Raw genomic sequence first — 15,722 nt, 5'->3', positions numbered from 1 at the left:
ATTGTTCCACTGGCCAAATATGCAGCTTCGAGCCGACAGGGGCCAGTTTTAGATACATTACTCAACTGGTCTCAATGCACCGGCAGCAGGAAAATCTATTTTTCTCGCTCGCTGCGCAGCTTCGCCCAATAGTCCAGCCGCTTCCTTATATCGCGCTCGAAGCCGCGTTCGGGCGGATCGTAAAATGTCTGCCGGCCCATCTTTTCCGGAAAATAGTCCTGGCCGGAAAAAGCGTCGGGCTCGTCATGATCGTAGCGATAGCCGGCGCCGTAATCCTCTTCCTTCATCAGCTTGGTCGGCGCGTTGAGGATGTGCTTGGGCGGCAGCAGCGAACCGTACTCCTTGGCCGCGCGTGTCGCCGCCTTGAAGGCGGTGTAGACGGCATTGGATTTGGGCGCGGTGGCGAGATAGACGGTGGCCTCGGCAAAGGCGAGTTCGCCCTCCGGCGAGCCCAGATAGTCGTAGGCGTCCTTGGCGGCATTGGCGACGACCAGCGCCTGCGGATCGGCAAGGCCGATGTCCTCCATCGCCATGCGCACCAGCCGGCGGCCGAGATAGAGCGGATCCTCGCCAGCGTCGAACATGCGCGCGAGATAGTAGAGCGCTGCATCGGGATCGGAGCCGCGCACCGACTTGTGCAGCGCCGAGATCAGATTGTAGTGGCCGTCCTGGCCCTTGTCGTAGATCGGTGCGCGGCGCTGGACGATGCGCTGCAGCCCTTCGGGATCGAAGACCTCGCCGGGCTTGGCGGCACGCCAGACTTCCTCGGCGAGCGTCAGCGATGCGCGGCCGTCGCCATCGCTCATGCGGATCAGCATCGCTCGCGCCTCGTCGTCGAGCGGCAACGCCCTGCCCTCCGTCGCCTCCGCCCGTGTCATCAGCTTGGCGATGCTCTCCTCGCCGAGCGAATGAAAGACCATGACGCGCGCGCGCGACAACAAAGCGGCGTTGAGTTCGAAGGATGGGTTCTCGGTTGTGGCGCCAACCAGGACGACCGTCCCGTCCTCCATGACGGGGAGAAAGGAATCCTGCTGGGCGCGGTTGAAGCGATGGATCTCGTCGACGAAAAGCAAGGTCTGGCGACCGTTGGCGCGGCGCAGCTTGGCCGTCTCGAACACTTTCTTCAGGTCGGCGACGCCGGAAAACACCGCCGATATCTGCTCGAAGGCAAGGCTTGTCTCACCGGCGAGCAGCCTCGCCACCGTGGTCTTGCCGGTGCCCGGCGGCCCCCAGAAGATCATCGAACCGAGCGAGCCGGACCCGATCAAACGCGTCAGCGCGCCATCGGGACCGGTCAGATGCTCCTGGCCGACGACCTCGCCAAGGTTTCTCGGCCGCAGCCTGTCGGCCAGCGGCCGCCCGGGCGGCGCTTTTTCCGGTTCATCGACACTGAACAGATCGGCCATGCACTTCTTTTGGTTTGGAGCGCGATCCCTTCAGACCGAACTCAGTAACGCAACACTTGGCGCAGTATCTGCCCGCCCCGCTCGACGGTAAAGCGCCACCAGCGCGTATCCTGCTGGGCTACCTGCGCCAGCGTCGCGGCGGTGTCGATGGTGGTGCCGTTGACCTCGCGCACGATGTCGCCCGGCAGGAAACCGAAATCGGCGGCCGGCGAATCGCGGTTGATATCGATCACCGTCACGCCCTTGAGGTCGGTGCGCAGGCCAAGCTTCTGGGCGAGCCGCGGCGACAATTCCGCGACCTTGGCGCCCGAGAACGGGCTGCGGCCATGCAGCGTCACTTCCGAGGCTTTCGCGCCCTCCGGCGCACGCTCTAGCGCGATGTCCATCGCCGCCTGCTGGCCCTTGGTCAGGACCGCGAAATTCGCCTTGGTGCCGATCGACAGCGTCGCCATGCGATAGTCCAGCGCCTCGATGCTCTCGACGGGCTTGCCGTTGATCTGCAGCACGACATCACCCGCCTTCAGCCCAGCCTTGCCCGCCGGTCCGGTCGCTTCGACGGAAGAGACCAGCGCCCCGGTCGGCTTTTCCATGCCGAGCGATTCGGCGATCTGCGGCGTCACCGCCTCGAACTCGGCGCCGATATAGGGCCGTTCGAAGAAATCGAGGCCGGCCTTGGCGGCATCGGCGAAAGCCCGCACCATGTTGGCGGGGATGGCAAAGCCGATGCCGATCGAGCCGCCGCTGCGGCTGTAGATGGCGGTGTTGATGCCAACCAGCTGGCCGCCCATGTTGATCAGCGCTCCGCCGGAATTGCCGGGATTGATGGCCGCGTCGGTCTGGATGAAATAGCCCGAATCCGAGACGCCTATATGGCTGCGGGCAAGTGCCGAAACGATGCCGCTGGTGGTGGTCTGGCCAACGCCGAAGGGGTTGCCGATAGCCAACACCAGGTCGCCGACCTCGAGCGCGTCGGAATCGCCGATGGCGATGACCGGGAACGGCTTGTCGGATTCGATCTTGAGCACGGCAAGATCCAGCGTCTCGTCCTTGAGCATCACCTTGCTGGTGAATTCACGCCCGTCGGCGGTCGCCACCTTGACCTCGTCGGCATCCTTGATGACGTGGAAATTGGTGACGATGACACCGCTCGGGTCGACGAGCACGCCTGAGCCCAGCGAGGACTGCGCGCGCGGCTGGGCGCGGCCGAAAAACTCCTCGAAGAACGGATCGCCTTCAAAAGGCGATGTGACCTTGGCCGTCCGCGAGGCATAGACGTTGACCACGGCCGGCGCGGTCTGCTTGACCAGCGGCGCGAACGAAAGCTGCACCTCCTCACGGCCGAAGGGCACGCGCTTGTCCGGTCCCGAGGTAGAATTCTCGCCTTCAACGCCATGCAACAGATCGGTCAGCACGTCCGACAGGCCTGGATCGGCGGGCTTTGCGGCGTCTTCGGCCAGCGCCTGCCGGACTGCCGGTGCGGCTGCGAACACCATGAAGGCGCAGAGCAGGACAAGGGACAGTCTTTTGGCGCGCATTCGCGAATCCTCCAAGGCAAGTTCGGGCGCATTGTCCCGACGATTGTGCAAAATGAAAGGCTAAGCCGCTGAAATCCGATTATTTTCGCGCCTGCCGATCGTTTTGGAGACGCTTTGGCGCGCGCGGAACAAGAAAAAGGGGCCCGCAGGCCCCTTCGATTCATTCTGGAAAGACGGAGCCTTATGCGGCTGCGGCTTCAGTGTCGGTGCCTTCGGCTTCGATGCGGGCGCGGTCGCCGGCGCCCTTGGCCGAGGTGTCGCGATCGACGAACTCGATGACGGCCATCGCGGCATTGTCGCCGTGACGGAAGCCCGCCTTCATGATGCGCAGGTAGCCGCCGTTGCGGTTGGCGTAGCGCGGGGCGATGGTGTCGAACAGGCGCTTGACGACGCCTTCATTGCCGATCTGGGCAATGACCTGGCGGCGGGCGTGCAGGTCGCCGCGCTTGCCGAGCGTCACCAGCTTCTCGACGATCGGACGCAGGTCCTTCGCCTTCGGCAGGGTGGTGACGATCTGCTCGTGCTCGAGCAGCGACACGGCGAGGTTGGCGAACATCGACTTGCGATGGCTAATGCTTCTAGCGAAGCGGCGGCCTTTGAAACCGTGGCGCATGGCTCTTTTCCTTCTTCAGTTGTTCAAGAGGCCGCGGCCTCTGATGGTTTTCCGCATGACCGTCGGATCGAGCGGCCCACGCCGCCGATCCTTGGAATTCATGCTCAATATTGATCTTCGTAACGCTTGGCGAGGTCTTCGATGTTTTCCGGCGGCCAGTCCGGCACTTCCATGCCGAGGTGCAGGCCCATCGCCGCGAGCACTTCCTTGATCTCGTTCAGCGATTTGCGGCCGAAGTTCGGGGTGCGCAGCATCTCGGCTTCGGTCTTCTGGATGAGATCGCCGATGTAGACGATGTTGTCGTTCTTCAGGCAGTTGGCCGAACGCACGGAAAGCTCGAGCTCGTCGACCTTCTTGAGCAGCGCCGGGTTGAAGGCGAGCTCGGTGACGGCTTCCGCCGCGACTTCCTTCTGCGGCTCGTCAAAGTTGACGAACAGGCCAAGCTGGTCCTGCAGGATGCGGGCGGCGAAAGCCACCGCGTCCTCGCCCGAGATCGAACCGTCGGTCTCGATGGTCATGGTCAGCTTGTCATAGTCAAGAACCTGGCCCTCGCGGGTGTTTTCGACCTTGTAGGAGACCTTCTTGACCGGCGAATAGAGGCTGTCGACCGGGATCAGGCCGATCGGCGCGTCCTCGGCGCGGTTGCGCTCGGCCGGCACGTAACCCTTGCCGGTGTCGACGGTGAATTCCATGCGGATTTCAGCGCCTTCGTCCAGCGTGCAGATGACGTGGTCGGGATTGAGGATCTCGACATCGCCAACCGTCTGGATGTCGCCGGCGAGAACCGCACCCGGTCCCTGCTTGCGCACGACCATGCGCTTGGGGCCATCGCCTTCCATGCGGATGGCGATTTCCTTGATGTTGAGGACGATGTCGGTCACGTCCTCGCGCACACCGGCGATGGACGAGAATTCATGCAGAACGCCGTCGATCTGCACGGCGGTGACAGCCGCACCGCGCAGCGAAGACAGAAGCACGCGGCGCAGCGCGTTGCCGAGGGTGAGGCCAAAGCCGCGCTCGAGCGGCTCGGCCACCAGCGTGGTCAGCGTCTTCTTCTTCGACGAGAACTCGATCTTGTTCGGCTTGATCAGTTCCTGCCAATTTTTCTGGATCATGATGCTTTCCTTCCGTTGACCCGCCACCATCCAATCGTGGCGGGCGACCTGGAATGCCGTGGAGGAGCGCCCTTGAGGGCGCTCACGCGGCGTTCGGTAATTTCTTAGACGCGGCGCTTCTTGCGCGGGCGGCAGCCATTGTGCGGGATCGGCGTCACATCACGGATCGAAGTGATGGTGAAGCCGGCCGCCTGCAGGGCGCGCAAAGCCGATTCACGACCTGAGCCAGGTCCGCAGACCTCGACTTCGAGCATGCGCATGCCGTGTTCCTGGGCCTTCTTGGCAACGTCCTCGGCAGCCATCTGGGCGGCGAACGGGGTCGACTTGCGCGAACCCTTGAAGCCCTGGGCACCGGCCGACGACCAGGCAATCGAATTGCCCTGCGCGTCGGTGATGGTGATCATCGTGTTGTTGAAGGTCGAATTGACGTGGGCAACGCCCGACGAGATATTCTTGCGTTCGCGACGGCGAACACGAGCGGCTTCCTTGGCCATGTTATTCCTTTCAGTTGATCTCTACACCGCCGTAATGCCAGCGGCTCCACCTTTGAAAGCGAGTAGTGAGTAGGGAATAGCGAATAGAGGACCCCTACTCGCTAATGGCTACTTCCTATTCGCTCGCTTACTTCTTCTTGCCGGCGATCGACTTGGCCGGGCCCTTGCGGGTGCGTGCATTGGTGTGCGTGCGCTGGCCGCGAACCGGCAGCGAGCGGCGGTGACGCAGGCCGCGGTAGCAGCCGAGGTCCATGAGACGCTTGATGTTCATCGACACTTCGCGGCGCAGGTCGCCTTCGACCTGGTAGTCGCGGTCGATGGTCTCGCGGATCTGCAGCACTTCCGCGTCGGTCAACTGGTTGACGCGACGCTCGGCCGGGATGCCGACCTTGTCGACGATCTCCTGGGCGAACTTCTTGCCAATGCCGTGAATGTACTGAAGCGCAATGACGACGCGCTTGTTGGTCGGAATGTTGACGCCGGCTATACGAGCCATGTTCTTCTCTTCTCCATGTGGGCCGGACAAGCCGGCGTTATTCAGATTGCCCCGCGTCCGGTGGAGGCCGGCCCTTGCGGGTGTTTCCAGTTCAAAGCGACTGCCTTGCCCTTGCGGACAAGCAAAGTTCGCACCTGATAGGAAGACGGGCCGCCATACCGCAGCGAGCCGCTCCCGTCAAGCCTAATCTTTAGATTCCGTTACCGCGCCTTGGCGGCCGCCTCCAGCACGGCTTCGATCTCGGCGGTCACCGCGTCGATGCTGGCCATGCCGTCGACCGTCTTGAGCCTGCCCTTGGCGTAGTAGTAGCCGGTCAGCGGAGCGGTCTTCTTGTAGTACTCCCGCAGGCGCTCTTCGAACACCGCGGGATTGTCGTCCTTGCGCACCGGCTGCCCGGCCGCCTTGGCATCCTCGGCGCGCTTGACGATTCGACCGACCAGGGCCCTGTCGTCGACGACCAGTTCGATGACCGTATCGAGGCTGATGCCACGATCCGAGAGCATCGATTCAACCGCATCGGCCTGGACCAGCGTGCGCGGGTAGCCATCGAGGATGAACCCCTTGGCACAATCGGCCTGGTCGATGCGTTCGGCGACGATGGCGTTGACGATGGCGTCGGACACCAATTCACCGGCATCCATTACTGCCTTGGCACGCTTGCCGACTTCGGACCCGGCCTGAACGGCGGCACGCAGCATGTCGCCCGTCGAAAGCTGGGGTATGCCGTATTTGTCTACCAGTCTTTGTGCTTGTGTCCCCTTGCCCGCCCCTGGCGGCCCAAGCAAAATCAACCTCATCTGGCTTTCTTCCCCCGCGCAGCTTCGACTTCTTGATCAGGCCTTCATACTGGTGCGCGATCAGGTGGCCCTGAATCTGCGCAACCGTATCGAGCGTGACACTGACCACGATCAGAAGCGATGTGCCACCAAGGTAGAACGGTACGCCAGTCGCCGAGATCAGGAACTCCGGCAGCAGGCACACCAGCACCAGATAGATGGCGCCGATGACGGTGATGCGGGTGAGAACGTAATCGATATAGTCGGCGGTGCGCTCGCCCGGGCGATAGCCCGGGATGAAGCCCGAATGCTTCTTGAGCTGGTCGGCGGTGTCCTTCGGGTTGAAGACAATCGCTGTGTAGAAGAAGGCGAAGAACACGATCATCGCCGCATAGAACAGCATGTAGAGCGGTTGGCCGTGGCCAAGCGAGGCCAGGATGGTGCTCGCCCAGGCGGGCATGTTGGTCGTCTGCGAGAAGCCTGCGACGGTGGCCGGCAGCAGCAGCAGCGACGACGCGAAGATCGGCGGGATGACGCCCGACGTGTTGAGCTTCAGCGGCAGATGCGAAGTGTCGCCCTGGAACATCCGATTGCCGACCTGGCGCTTCGGATACTGGATCAGCAGACGGCGCTGGGCGCGCTCGAAGAACACGATGAGCGCGATGACGACGATGGCCAGAACGATGATCGCCAGGATCAGGCCGGTCGACAGGGCACCGGTGCGGCCAAGTTCCAGCGTGCCGGAAATGGCATGCGGCAGGCCGGCGACGATGCCGGAGAAGATGATCAGCGAAATGCCGTTGCCGATGCCGCGCGCGGTGATCTGCTCGCCAAGCCACATCAGGAACATGGTGCCGCCGACCAGCGTGACGACGGTGGAGATGCGGAAGAACATGCCGGGATCACTGACGATGCCGTTGCCGTTCTCCAGTCCCACCGAAATGCCGTAGGCCTGCACCAGGGCCAGCAGCACGGTGCCGTAACGCGTGTACTGGTTGATGACCTTGCGGCCCTGCTCGCCTTCCTTCTTCAGCGCTTCCAGCGACGGGATGACCGAGGTCATCAGCTGCATGATGATGGAGGCGGAGATGTAAGGCATGATGCCGAGCGCGAAGATCGCCATGCGCTGCACGGCACCGCCGGCAAACATATTGAACATGCCGAGCACGCCCTTGCTCTGCGAGGAGAAGGCCTGGGCGAAGGCGTCGGGATTGATGCCTGGAAGCGGAATGTAGGTGCCGAGGCGGTAGACGAGCAACGCGCCAATGGTGAACCAAATGCGTTTCTTCAGGTCCTCCGCCTTGGCGAAGGCCGAGAAATTCAGATTCGAGGCTAGTTGTTCAGCAGCCGAAGCCATGCCTGATTCTCCGCTTGGTAACGCTTAATGGCCCGTGAGGTCAGGCGGTGCGTTTCACCGAAGCTCACGAGATAAGCTCCGGGCTCTAAACATGCAAGCGGCCGCGTTGACGCGGCCGCTTAATTGAGCAGATCAAAGCGCAATCGTGAGCAAAAACGGGATCCCGTTTCTGCCGATCGCGCTTCAAATTGCCGTTACTCGGCAGCTGCCTTTTCCGGCAACTTGACCGAGCCACCGGCCTTTTCGATCTTCTCGATCGCGGCCTTGGAAGCGCCGGCCACGTCGAAGGCAAGCTTAGCCTTCAGTTCGCCATCGGACAGCACGCGCACGCCATCCTTGACGCGGCGGATGACGCCGGCGGCGACAAGCGCCTCGGCCGTCACGGTTGCCTTGGCATCGAGCTTCTTGGCATCGACGGCTTCCTGGATGCGGGCCAGCGACACGACAACGAAGCTCTTGGCGAAGATGTTGTTGAAGCCACGCTTCGGCAGACGCCTGTAGAGCGGCATCTGGCCACCCTCGAAGCCGTTGATGGCGACGCCGGAGCGCGCTTTCTGGCCCTTGACGCCGCGACCGGCGGTCTTGCCCGAGCCGGAACCGATGCCACGGCCGAGACGCTTCTTGGAATGCGTCGCGCCGTCCTTGTCACGCAGATCGTTGAGTTTCATCTGAGTTCTCCTGCGCTTTGGCTCAGCCCTCGTCCACGACGCGGACGAGATGCTGAACGGCGGCGATCATGCCGCGCACGGAAGGCGTATCTTCCAGGGTGCGCTGCTTGTGCATCTTGTTGAGGCCGAGGCCAACCAGCGTCGCGCGCTGTTCCTTCGGACGGCGGATCGGCGAACCGATCTGCTCAACGGTGATGGTCTTGGTTGCTTTCTTGGCCATGGTCAAAATCCCTGGTCAGATCGACTATTCTTCAGCCGCAACGGCGGTGCCGCGGCGGGCCTGAAGGGTCGAATACTTGATGCCGCGAGCGGCAGCCACATCCTTGGGATGCATCTGGCTCTTCAGCGCGTCGAAGGTGGCGCGAACCATGTTGTACGGGTTCGACGAACCCATCGACTTGGCGACCACGTCATGCATGCCGAGCGTCTCGAAGACAGCGCGCATCGGGCCGCCGGCGATGATGCCGGTACCCTGCTTGGCAGCGCGCAGCAGAACGCGTCCGGCGCCCCAACGTCCCTCGACGTCGTGATGCAGCGTACGGCCCGAGCGCAGCGGCACGAAGATCATGTCGCGCTTTGCCGATTCGGTTGCCTTGCGGATGGCTTCCGGCACTTCGCGTGCCTTGCCGTGACCGAAGCCGACGCGACCCTTCTGGTCGCCGACGACGACGAGTGCGGCGAAACCGAAGCGGCGGCCACCCTTGACGACCTTGGCGACGCGGTTGATGTGGACCAGCTTGTCCACCATGCCGTCATCGCGCTCTTCACGCTCGCGGCCGCGGCCGCCTTCCCTACGTTCCTGTGCCATATCCTGTTCCTTGTTTTTTTCCGGAAGCACGGTTGATGATGAGATCCGGTGCCTCTGTGGGTCACCGGGGGCGAAAGTCTTTTAGAAACTAAGACCGCCTTCGCGGGCAGCTTCAGCCAAGGCCTTGACGCGGCCGTGATAGATGTAGGCGCCGCGATCGAAGACGACTTCCTTGACGCCGGCCTTGGTGGCGCGTTCGGCGATCAGCTTGCCGATCGCAGCAGCGGCCGCAGTGTCGGCGCCGGTCTTGAGCGAACCCTTGAGGTCCTTCTCGAGCGTCGAGGCTGCAACGATGGTGTGACCCTTGGCGTCGTCGATGACCTGAACGTAGATGTTCTTCGACGTGCGGTGGACCGACAGACGCGGACGGTCGCCGGCGACCTTCTTGATCTGGCGGCGGACGCGCTGCGCACGGCGCTGGATGGATTCTTTGCTAGCCATGATAGTTCCTTGCCTTCAAAAAACGGGGGCTGCCATATGCGGTAGGCGAAAGCGCCTCCCGCGACCGCTCCCCGCGGCGTTACACTTCTTTGGTTTGGCCCTTTCCGAAAAGTCTGAAACTTTCGGGGCCAAGCCCACTACTTCTTCTTGCCTTCCTTGCGGACGATCTTCTCGCCAGCGTAGCGGACGCCCTTGCCCTTGTAAGGCTCAGGGCCGCGGTATTCGCGGATCTCGGCAGCCACCTGGCCAACCTGCTGCTTGTCGATGCCGGCAACGGTGATCTCGGTCGGCTTCGGCACCGTGATGGTGATGCCGGCCGGCGTCTCGTAAACGACGTCATGGCTGAAGCCAAGTGCCAGCTGCAGATTCTTGCCCTGAAGTGCGGCGCGATAGCCGACGCCGGTGATCTCGAGCTTCTTCTCGAAGCCGTCCTTGACGCCCTGCAGGATGTTGACGATCTGCGTGCGCGACATGCCCCACTTCGAGCGGGCGGTCTTGGTCTGGTCGCGCGGCTCGACAGCGATCTCGCTGCCTTCCATCTTGACCAGGACTTCATCGTTCACCACGAACTTCAGCTCGCCCTTGGGGCCCTTCGCCGTCACGGTCTGGCCGTTGACGGTCGCGGTCACGCCCTGCGGCAGCGAAACGGGTTTCTTTCCAATACGAGACATTTTGTTGTCCTCGTCACTTCTCTTGTTTCAGGTCTCTGTCTTCGGAACGATCCGAAGACCGGATTCCAATTTGCGGTCAGCTGCCAGATCAGAAGATCTGGCAGAGGATCTCGCCGCCGACGTTCTGTTCGCGGGCTTCGTGATCGGCCATCACGCCCTTCGGCGTCGAAAGGATGGCGATGCCGAGGCCGTTGGCGACGTGCGGGATCGACTTGGCCGAGACGTAAACGCGGCGGCCCGGCTTCGAGACGCGGGCGATTTCGCGCACGACCGGCGCCCCGTCGAAATACTTCAGCTCGATTTCGATTTCGGACTTGCCGTTGTCGAAGTCGGTCTGGCTGTAGTCGCGGATATAGCCTTCAGCCTTCAGCACGTCGAGGACGCGGGTGCGCAGACGCGAGGCCGGCGTCGAGACACTCGACTTCTTGCGGCCGTAGGCGTTGCGGATGCGGGTCAGCATATCGCCGAGAGGATCGCTCAATGACATGTTATGTCCTCCTTACCAGCTCGACTTGACCAGGCCCGGGATCTGGCCGTTGTTGCCGAGATCACGAAGCGCGATGCGCGATACTTTGAGCTTGCGATAGTAGGCACGCGGACGGCCGGTGACTTCGCAGCGGTTGCGGATGCGGATCTTGGCCGAGTTGCGCGGCAGGGCAGCAAGCTTGAGCTGAGCGCGGAAGCGCTCCTCCATCGGCTTGGACTGATCCATGATGATCGCCTTCAGGGCAGCGCGCTTGGGACCGTACTGGTCGGCAAGCTTGCGGCGCCTGTTATTCTTCTCGACTGAGCTGGTCTTTGCCATTTCAGATTTTTCCTTTTCTCGCTGCCGTTACTGGCGGAAGGGGAAGTTGAAAGCCTTGAGCAATGCCCGGGCTTCGTCGTCCGTCTTCGCAGTCGTACAAACGATGACGTCCATGCCCCAGATCTGATCAACCTTGTCGTAGTTGATCTCCGGGAACACGATGTGCTCCTTGATGCCCATGGCGTAATTGCCACGGCCATCGAAGCTCTTGGGGTTCAGTCCGCGGAAGTCGCGGACGCGCGGCAGCGCGATGTTCACGAGGCGGTCGAGGAACTCGTACATACGTTCCTTGCGCAGCGTGACCTTGGCGCCGATCGGCATGTTCTCGCGGACCTTGAAGCCAGCGATCGAATTGCGGGCGCGGGTGACGACGGCCTTCTGGCCGGCGATCATCGCCAGGTCCTCGGCGGCAACCGAGGGCTTCTTGGAATCGGCGGTCGCTTCGCCAACACCCATGTTCAGCACGATCTTGTCGAGGCGCGGAACCTGCATGTCGTTTGCGTAGCCGAACTGCTCCTGCAGCGCCTTGCGGATGGTCTCGTTGTAGACCTGCTTCAGACGCGGCGTGTTGGTGGCAGTCGCCTGCTTGCTTTGAGCCTTAGCCATTGATGACTTCTCCCGAGCGCTTGGCGACGCGCACCTTCTTGCCGTCCTTCTGGAAGATGAAACCGACGCGGGTCGGCTTGCCATCCTTGGGGTCGGCCAGCGCGATGTTCGACAGCTGGATCGGCGCTTCCTTGGTGATGATCCCGCCCTCTTGGGACTGGGACTGCTTCTGGTGACGACGGATCATGTTGACGCCGCGCACCAGCGCGGTGTCATCCTTCGGCTGAACCGAGAGGACTTCGCCCGAACGGCCCTTGTCCTTGCCGGCCAGCACGACGACCTTGTCGCCTTTTCTAATCTTTTGCATTGGTCCGGCTCCTTACAGCACTTCAGGCGCGAGCGAGATGATCTTCATGTGGTTCTTGGCGCGGAGTTCGCGCGGAACCGGTCCGAAGATACGCGTGCCGATCGGCTCTTTCTTGTTGTCGACGAGAACGGCCGCGTTCTTGTCGAAACGGATCACGCTGCCGTCCGGGCGGCGGATGTCCTTGGCCGTGCGAACCACGACCGCCTTCATCACATCGCCCTTCTTAACGCGGCCGCGCGGAATGGCTTCCTTGATCGACACCACGATGATGTCGCCCACGGAAGCGTATTTCCGCTTCGAGCCGCCCAGCACCTTGATGCACATGACACGACGCGCGCCGGAATTATCCGCCACGTCGAGGTTTGTTTGCATCTGAATCATGACTGGCCGCCTTCTTCTTTTCTAACGGGACGGGCTCAAAGCCCCTCCCCGGTCTGTCCAAAATTCGTTGTTTACGCCCAGTGGTCAGGCTTGGTCCGAAGACACGACGATCCAGCGCTTGTCCTTGGAAATCGGCTTCGATTCCTGGATGAACACCTGATCGCCAACCTTGTGGGCGTTGTTCTCGTCGTGCGCCTTGTACTTCTTGGTCATGCGCACGGTCTTCTTCATCACGGGATGCGTGAAGCGCCGTTCGACCTTCACGACAACCGTCTTCTCGTTCTTGTCGCTGACGACGGTGCCCTGCAGAATGCGCTTTGGCATGGTTTTCGTCCTTAAGCCTTCTTGGCCGCGGACTTTTCCGCAGCGATGGTCTTGATACGCGCAATGTCCTTACGGACCTGCCTCACGCGCGCGGTCTTCTCGAGCTGGCCGGTGGCCTTCTGGAAGCGCAGGTTGAACTGCTCCTTCTTCAGGCTGGCCAAATCGTCGGTCAGCTGGTCCTGGGTCTTGGTCCGGATGTCTTCGGCTTTCATGATCAGCCCGTCCTTATTCTGCGATGCGCTGTACGAAGCGCGTCCTGACCGAGAGCTTGGCCGCGCCGAGACGCAGCGCCTCACGGGCGGTTTCTTCACTGACGCCGTCGATCTCGAACATGATGCGGCCCGGCTTGACGCGTGCCGCCCAGTAGTCGACGGCACCCTTGCCCTTACCCATGCGGACTTCGGTCGGCTTCGACGTGACCGGCAGATCCGGGAAAATACGGATCCAGACGCGGCCAGCGCGCTTCATTTCGCGAGTGATCGCGCGGCGGGCCGCCTCGATCTCACGCGCGGTGACGCGGTTCGGCTCAAGCGCCTTCAGCCCGAAACCACCGAAATCCAGGTTGGTGCCGCCCTTTGCGGTGCCATGGATGCGGCCCTTGAACTGCTTGCGGAACTTTGTGCGCTTTGGCTGCAGCATCGTTCTAACTCCAAATTCCTAAATGTCTCAGGCGTTTTCGCGACGACGACCGCGTTCGCGATCACCACCACCGCCATGCGCAGCATCACCCTCGGTCGCGCGACGTTCCGAAGCCATCGGATCGTGCTCGAGGATCTCGCCCTTGAATACCCAGACCTTGACGCCGCAGATGCCGTAGGCCGTATTCGCCTCGGCCGTGCCGTAGTCGACATCGGCGCGCAGCGTGTGCAGCGGCACGCGACCTTCGCGGTACCACTCCATGCGGGCGATTTCGGCGCCGCCGAGACGGCCCGCGCAGTTGATGCGGATGCCTTCGGCACCGAGGCGCATCGCCGACTGCACGGCGCGCTTCATGGCGCGGCGGAACGCGATACGGCGCTCGAGCTGCTGGGCGATCGACTGGGCGACCAGGGTCGCGTCGATTTCCGGCTTGCGCACTTCAACGATGTTGAGGTGCGTCTCGGACTTCGTCATCTCCATCAGCTTCTTGCGAAGCTTCTCGATGTCGGCGCCCTTCTTGCCGATGATCAGACCCGGGCGCGCGGCATGGATGGTGACGCGGCACTTCTTGTGCGGGCGCTCGATCACGACCTTGGAGATCGCGGCCTGCTTGAGTTCCTTCTCAAGATACTTGCGGATCTTGATGTCCTCATGCAGCAGCTTGCCGTACTCGCCGGTGTTCGCGAACCAGCGCGAATCCCAGGTGCGGTTGATGCCGAGGCGAAGACCGATCGGATTGACTTTCTGGCCCATTATGCGGCCTCCCCTTTTTCTTCGACTTCACGAACGACGATCGTGAGGTGCGAGAACGGCTTCTCGATACGGCTGGCGCGACCACGGCCACGAGCGTGGAACCGCTTCATGACAATCGACTTGCCGACATAGGCTTCCGCCACCACCAGCGCATCGACATCGAGGTCGTGGTTGTTTTCCGCGTTGGCGATTGCCGATTCCAGCGTCTTCTTGACCGTGCCGGAAATCCGCTTGGCCGAGAATTCGAGATCGGAAAGCGCTGTCGCGACCTTCTTGCCGCGGATCAGCGCGGCAACGAGGTTCAGCTTCTGCGGGCTGATACGGATCGTGCGCAACACGGCGCGCGCTTCGTTATCAGCAAGCCTGCGCGGAGCTTTGGCCTTGCCCATGATTATTTCCTCTTCGCCTTCTTATCCGCGCCGTGACCGTAATAGGTCCGCGTCGGTGCGAATTCACCGAACTTATGACCGACCATGTCCTCGTTCACCGAAACGGGAACATGCTTCTGGCCGTTATAGACACCGAAGGTGAAGCCGACGAACTGCGGCAGGATGGTGGAGCGACGGCTCCACATCTTGATCACCTCATTGCGACCACCTTCACGAACCTTGTCCACCTTCTTGAGAAGGTAGCCGTCGATGAAGGGGCCTTTCCAAATAGAACGAGTCACTTGGCGTTACCTCTTCTTAGCTCTTGCGCTGATGGCGCGAGCGCAGGATGAACTTGTCGGTCGCCTTGTTGGACCGCGTCTTCTTGCCCTTGGTCGGCTTGCCCCACGGGCTGACCGGATGACGGCCACCGGAGGTGCGGCCTTCACCACCGCCGTGCGGATGGTCGACCGGGTTCATGGTCACGCCGCGATTGTGCGGACGCTTGCCGCGCCAAACCGTGCGGCCGGCCTTGCCGTCGTTGATGTTGCCGTGGTCGGGGTTCGACACGGCACCGACGGTGGCCATGCAGGAGCCGTGAACGACACGCTGCTCGCCCGAGTTGAGGCGCAGGATCGCCATGCCCTGGTCGCGACCGACGAGCTGGGCGTAACCGCCAGCCGAACGGGCAACCTGGCCGCCCTTGCCCGGCTTCAGCTCGATGTTGTGGACGATCGTGCCGACCGGCATCGATGCCAGCGGCATCGCATTGCCCGGCTTCACGTCGACCGCTTCGCCAGCCACGATCTTGTCGCCGGCGGCAAGGCGCTGCGGGGCGATGATGTAGGACAGCTCGCCATCGTCGTACTTGATCAGCGCGATGAAGGCGGTGCGGTTCGGATCGTATTCAATGCGCTCGACCGTGCCGACGACGTCGAACTTGCGGCGCTTGAAGTCGATGATGCGGTACGAACGCTTGTGACCGCCGCCGATGAAGCGGGCGGTGATGCGGCCGTAATTGTTGCGGCCGCCCGACTTGGTCAGGCCTTCGGTCAGACCCTTGACGGGCTTGCCCTTGTAGAGGCCCGAGCGGTCGACGATGACCAGCTGGCGGGTGCTCGGCGTTACCGGGTTGAATTTTTTCAGTGCCATTGTTCTG

Annotated in this window: 24 protein-coding genes and 1 pseudogene; all 25 read right to left on the bottom strand. The window is 62.2% G+C overall.

Annotated elements, in window-relative coordinates:
* Positions 1-95: 95 nt before the first annotated feature.
* The 25 genes and pseudogenes from HB778_RS29445 to rplB all read right to left on the bottom strand — a co-directional run bounded on the left by HB778_RS29445 (position 96) and on the right by rplB (position 15,715).
* Positions 96-1,406 (bottom strand): replication-associated recombination protein A, encoded by a 1,311-nt coding sequence (locus tag HB778_RS29445; protein WP_183458984.1) that lies wholly within the window; start codon positions 1,404-1,406, stop codon positions 96-98.
* Between the two features lie 41 nt (positions 1,407-1,447).
* Positions 1,448-2,941, bottom strand: a complete 1,494-nt coding sequence (locus HB778_RS29440; RefSeq protein WP_183458982.1) for a DegQ family serine endoprotease — start codon at positions 2,939-2,941, stop codon at positions 1,448-1,450.
* A 181-nt stretch (positions 2,942-3,122) separates the two neighbouring features.
* Positions 3,123-3,554 carry a 50S ribosomal protein L17 gene (rplQ, locus tag HB778_RS29435; RefSeq protein WP_183458980.1) on the bottom strand — a complete coding sequence of 144 codons (432 nt, stop codon included), beginning with the start codon at positions 3,552-3,554 and terminating at the stop codon, positions 3,123-3,125.
* A 104-nt stretch (positions 3,555-3,658) separates the two neighbouring features.
* Positions 3,659-4,669 (bottom strand): DNA-directed RNA polymerase subunit alpha, encoded by a 1,011-nt coding sequence (locus tag HB778_RS29430; RefSeq protein WP_006205443.1) that lies wholly within the window; start codon positions 4,667-4,669, stop codon positions 3,659-3,661.
* A 104-nt stretch (positions 4,670-4,773) separates the two neighbouring features.
* Positions 4,774-5,163 (bottom strand): 30S ribosomal protein S11, encoded by a 390-nt coding sequence (gene rpsK / locus HB778_RS29425; protein WP_006205444.1) that lies wholly within the window; start codon positions 5,161-5,163, stop codon positions 4,774-4,776.
* A 127-nt stretch (positions 5,164-5,290) separates the two neighbouring features.
* Complete coding sequence (gene rpsM, locus HB778_RS29420; RefSeq protein WP_006205445.1) at positions 5,291-5,659, bottom strand: 30S ribosomal protein S13; 369 nt, start codon at positions 5,657-5,659, stop codon at positions 5,291-5,293.
* Between the two features lie 200 nt (positions 5,660-5,859).
* A complete protein-coding gene (locus HB778_RS29415; protein WP_183458978.1) occupies positions 5,860-6,456 on the bottom strand; it encodes an adenylate kinase in 597 nt (198 codons plus the stop codon).
* 4 nt (positions 6,457-6,460) lie between these two features.
* Positions 6,461-7,792 (bottom strand): annotated as a pseudogene (gene secY, locus HB778_RS29410) (preprotein translocase subunit SecY); the annotation flags it as partial.
* A gap of 194 nt (positions 7,793-7,986) precedes the next feature.
* Positions 7,987-8,460 (bottom strand): 50S ribosomal protein L15, encoded by a 474-nt coding sequence (rplO, locus tag HB778_RS29405; protein WP_010909286.1) that lies wholly within the window; start codon positions 8,458-8,460, stop codon positions 7,987-7,989.
* Between the two features lie 22 nt (positions 8,461-8,482).
* The gene (gene rpmD, locus HB778_RS29400) at positions 8,483-8,680 is read right to left on the bottom strand and encodes a 50S ribosomal protein L30 (protein ID WP_006205449.1); all 198 of its coding nucleotides are present in this window, start codon (positions 8,678-8,680) and stop codon (positions 8,483-8,485) included.
* Between the two features lie 24 nt (positions 8,681-8,704).
* Complete coding sequence (rpsE, locus tag HB778_RS29395) at positions 8,705-9,268, bottom strand: 30S ribosomal protein S5 (RefSeq protein ID WP_032933400.1); 564 nt, start codon at positions 9,266-9,268, stop codon at positions 8,705-8,707.
* Between the two features lie 81 nt (positions 9,269-9,349).
* The gene (gene rplR, locus HB778_RS29390; RefSeq protein ID WP_095203285.1) at positions 9,350-9,709 is read right to left on the bottom strand and encodes a 50S ribosomal protein L18; all 360 of its coding nucleotides are present in this window, start codon (positions 9,707-9,709) and stop codon (positions 9,350-9,352) included.
* Between the two features lie 137 nt (positions 9,710-9,846).
* The gene (rplF, locus tag HB778_RS29385) at positions 9,847-10,380 is read right to left on the bottom strand and encodes a 50S ribosomal protein L6 (RefSeq protein ID WP_095203284.1); all 534 of its coding nucleotides are present in this window, start codon (positions 10,378-10,380) and stop codon (positions 9,847-9,849) included.
* Between the two features lie 88 nt (positions 10,381-10,468).
* A complete protein-coding gene (rpsH, locus tag HB778_RS29380; RefSeq protein ID WP_006205453.1) occupies positions 10,469-10,867 on the bottom strand; it encodes a 30S ribosomal protein S8 in 399 nt (132 codons plus the stop codon).
* A 12-nt stretch (positions 10,868-10,879) separates the two neighbouring features.
* Entirely contained in the window at positions 10,880-11,185 is a 306-nt protein-coding gene (gene rpsN / locus HB778_RS29375; protein ID WP_010909282.1) for a 30S ribosomal protein S14, read from the bottom strand.
* Between the two features lie 27 nt (positions 11,186-11,212).
* The gene (gene rplE / locus HB778_RS29370; protein WP_095203283.1) at positions 11,213-11,791 is read right to left on the bottom strand and encodes a 50S ribosomal protein L5; all 579 of its coding nucleotides are present in this window, start codon (positions 11,789-11,791) and stop codon (positions 11,213-11,215) included.
* Positions 11,784-12,098: a 50S ribosomal protein L24 gene (rplX, locus tag HB778_RS29365; protein WP_006205456.1), complete on the bottom strand. Its 315-nt coding sequence runs from the start codon at positions 12,096-12,098 to the stop codon at positions 11,784-11,786. The genes rplE and rplX overlap by 8 nt, the downstream gene beginning before the upstream one ends.
* 12 nt (positions 12,099-12,110) lie before the next feature.
* Positions 12,111-12,479 carry a 50S ribosomal protein L14 gene (gene rplN, locus HB778_RS29360; protein ID WP_006205457.1) on the bottom strand — a complete coding sequence of 123 codons (369 nt, stop codon included), beginning with the start codon at positions 12,477-12,479 and terminating at the stop codon, positions 12,111-12,113.
* 84 nt (positions 12,480-12,563) lie between these two features.
* The gene (rpsQ, locus tag HB778_RS29355) at positions 12,564-12,803 is read right to left on the bottom strand and encodes a 30S ribosomal protein S17 (protein ID WP_010909280.1); all 240 of its coding nucleotides are present in this window, start codon (positions 12,801-12,803) and stop codon (positions 12,564-12,566) included.
* 11 nt (positions 12,804-12,814) lie between these two features.
* Positions 12,815-13,015 (bottom strand): 50S ribosomal protein L29, encoded by a 201-nt coding sequence (gene rpmC / locus HB778_RS29350; RefSeq protein ID WP_006205459.1) that lies wholly within the window; start codon positions 13,013-13,015, stop codon positions 12,815-12,817.
* Between the two features lie 13 nt (positions 13,016-13,028).
* Positions 13,029-13,442, bottom strand: coding sequence for a 50S ribosomal protein L16 (rplP, locus tag HB778_RS29345; RefSeq protein ID WP_010909279.1), 414 nt, complete (start codon positions 13,440-13,442; stop codon positions 13,029-13,031).
* 27 nt (positions 13,443-13,469) lie between these two features.
* Positions 13,470-14,195: a 30S ribosomal protein S3 gene (gene rpsC / locus HB778_RS29340; protein WP_013895697.1), complete on the bottom strand. Its 726-nt coding sequence runs from the start codon at positions 14,193-14,195 to the stop codon at positions 13,470-13,472.
* On the bottom strand, positions 14,195-14,584 hold the full coding sequence (rplV, locus tag HB778_RS29335; protein ID WP_010909277.1) for a 50S ribosomal protein L22: 390 nt from the start codon (positions 14,582-14,584) through the stop codon (positions 14,195-14,197). Before rplV ends, rpsC begins: the two co-directional genes overlap by 1 nt.
* A gap of 2 nt (positions 14,585-14,586) precedes the next feature.
* Positions 14,587-14,865: a 30S ribosomal protein S19 gene (gene rpsS, locus HB778_RS29330; RefSeq protein WP_006205463.1), complete on the bottom strand. Its 279-nt coding sequence runs from the start codon at positions 14,863-14,865 to the stop codon at positions 14,587-14,589.
* Between the two features lie 16 nt (positions 14,866-14,881).
* Complete coding sequence (gene rplB, locus HB778_RS29325; RefSeq protein WP_010909276.1) at positions 14,882-15,715, bottom strand: 50S ribosomal protein L2; 834 nt, start codon at positions 15,713-15,715, stop codon at positions 14,882-14,884.
* Positions 15,716-15,722 lie beyond the last annotated feature (7 nt).

It is taken from the genome of Mesorhizobium huakuii (genome assembly GCF_014189455.1).
In the GTDB taxonomy this organism is placed as follows: Bacteria; Pseudomonadota; Alphaproteobacteria; order Rhizobiales; family Rhizobiaceae; genus Mesorhizobium; species Mesorhizobium huakuii_A.
The sequence above is the reverse complement of the archived record's forward strand: the minus strand, read 5'-3'. Positions and strand labels throughout refer to the sequence as shown.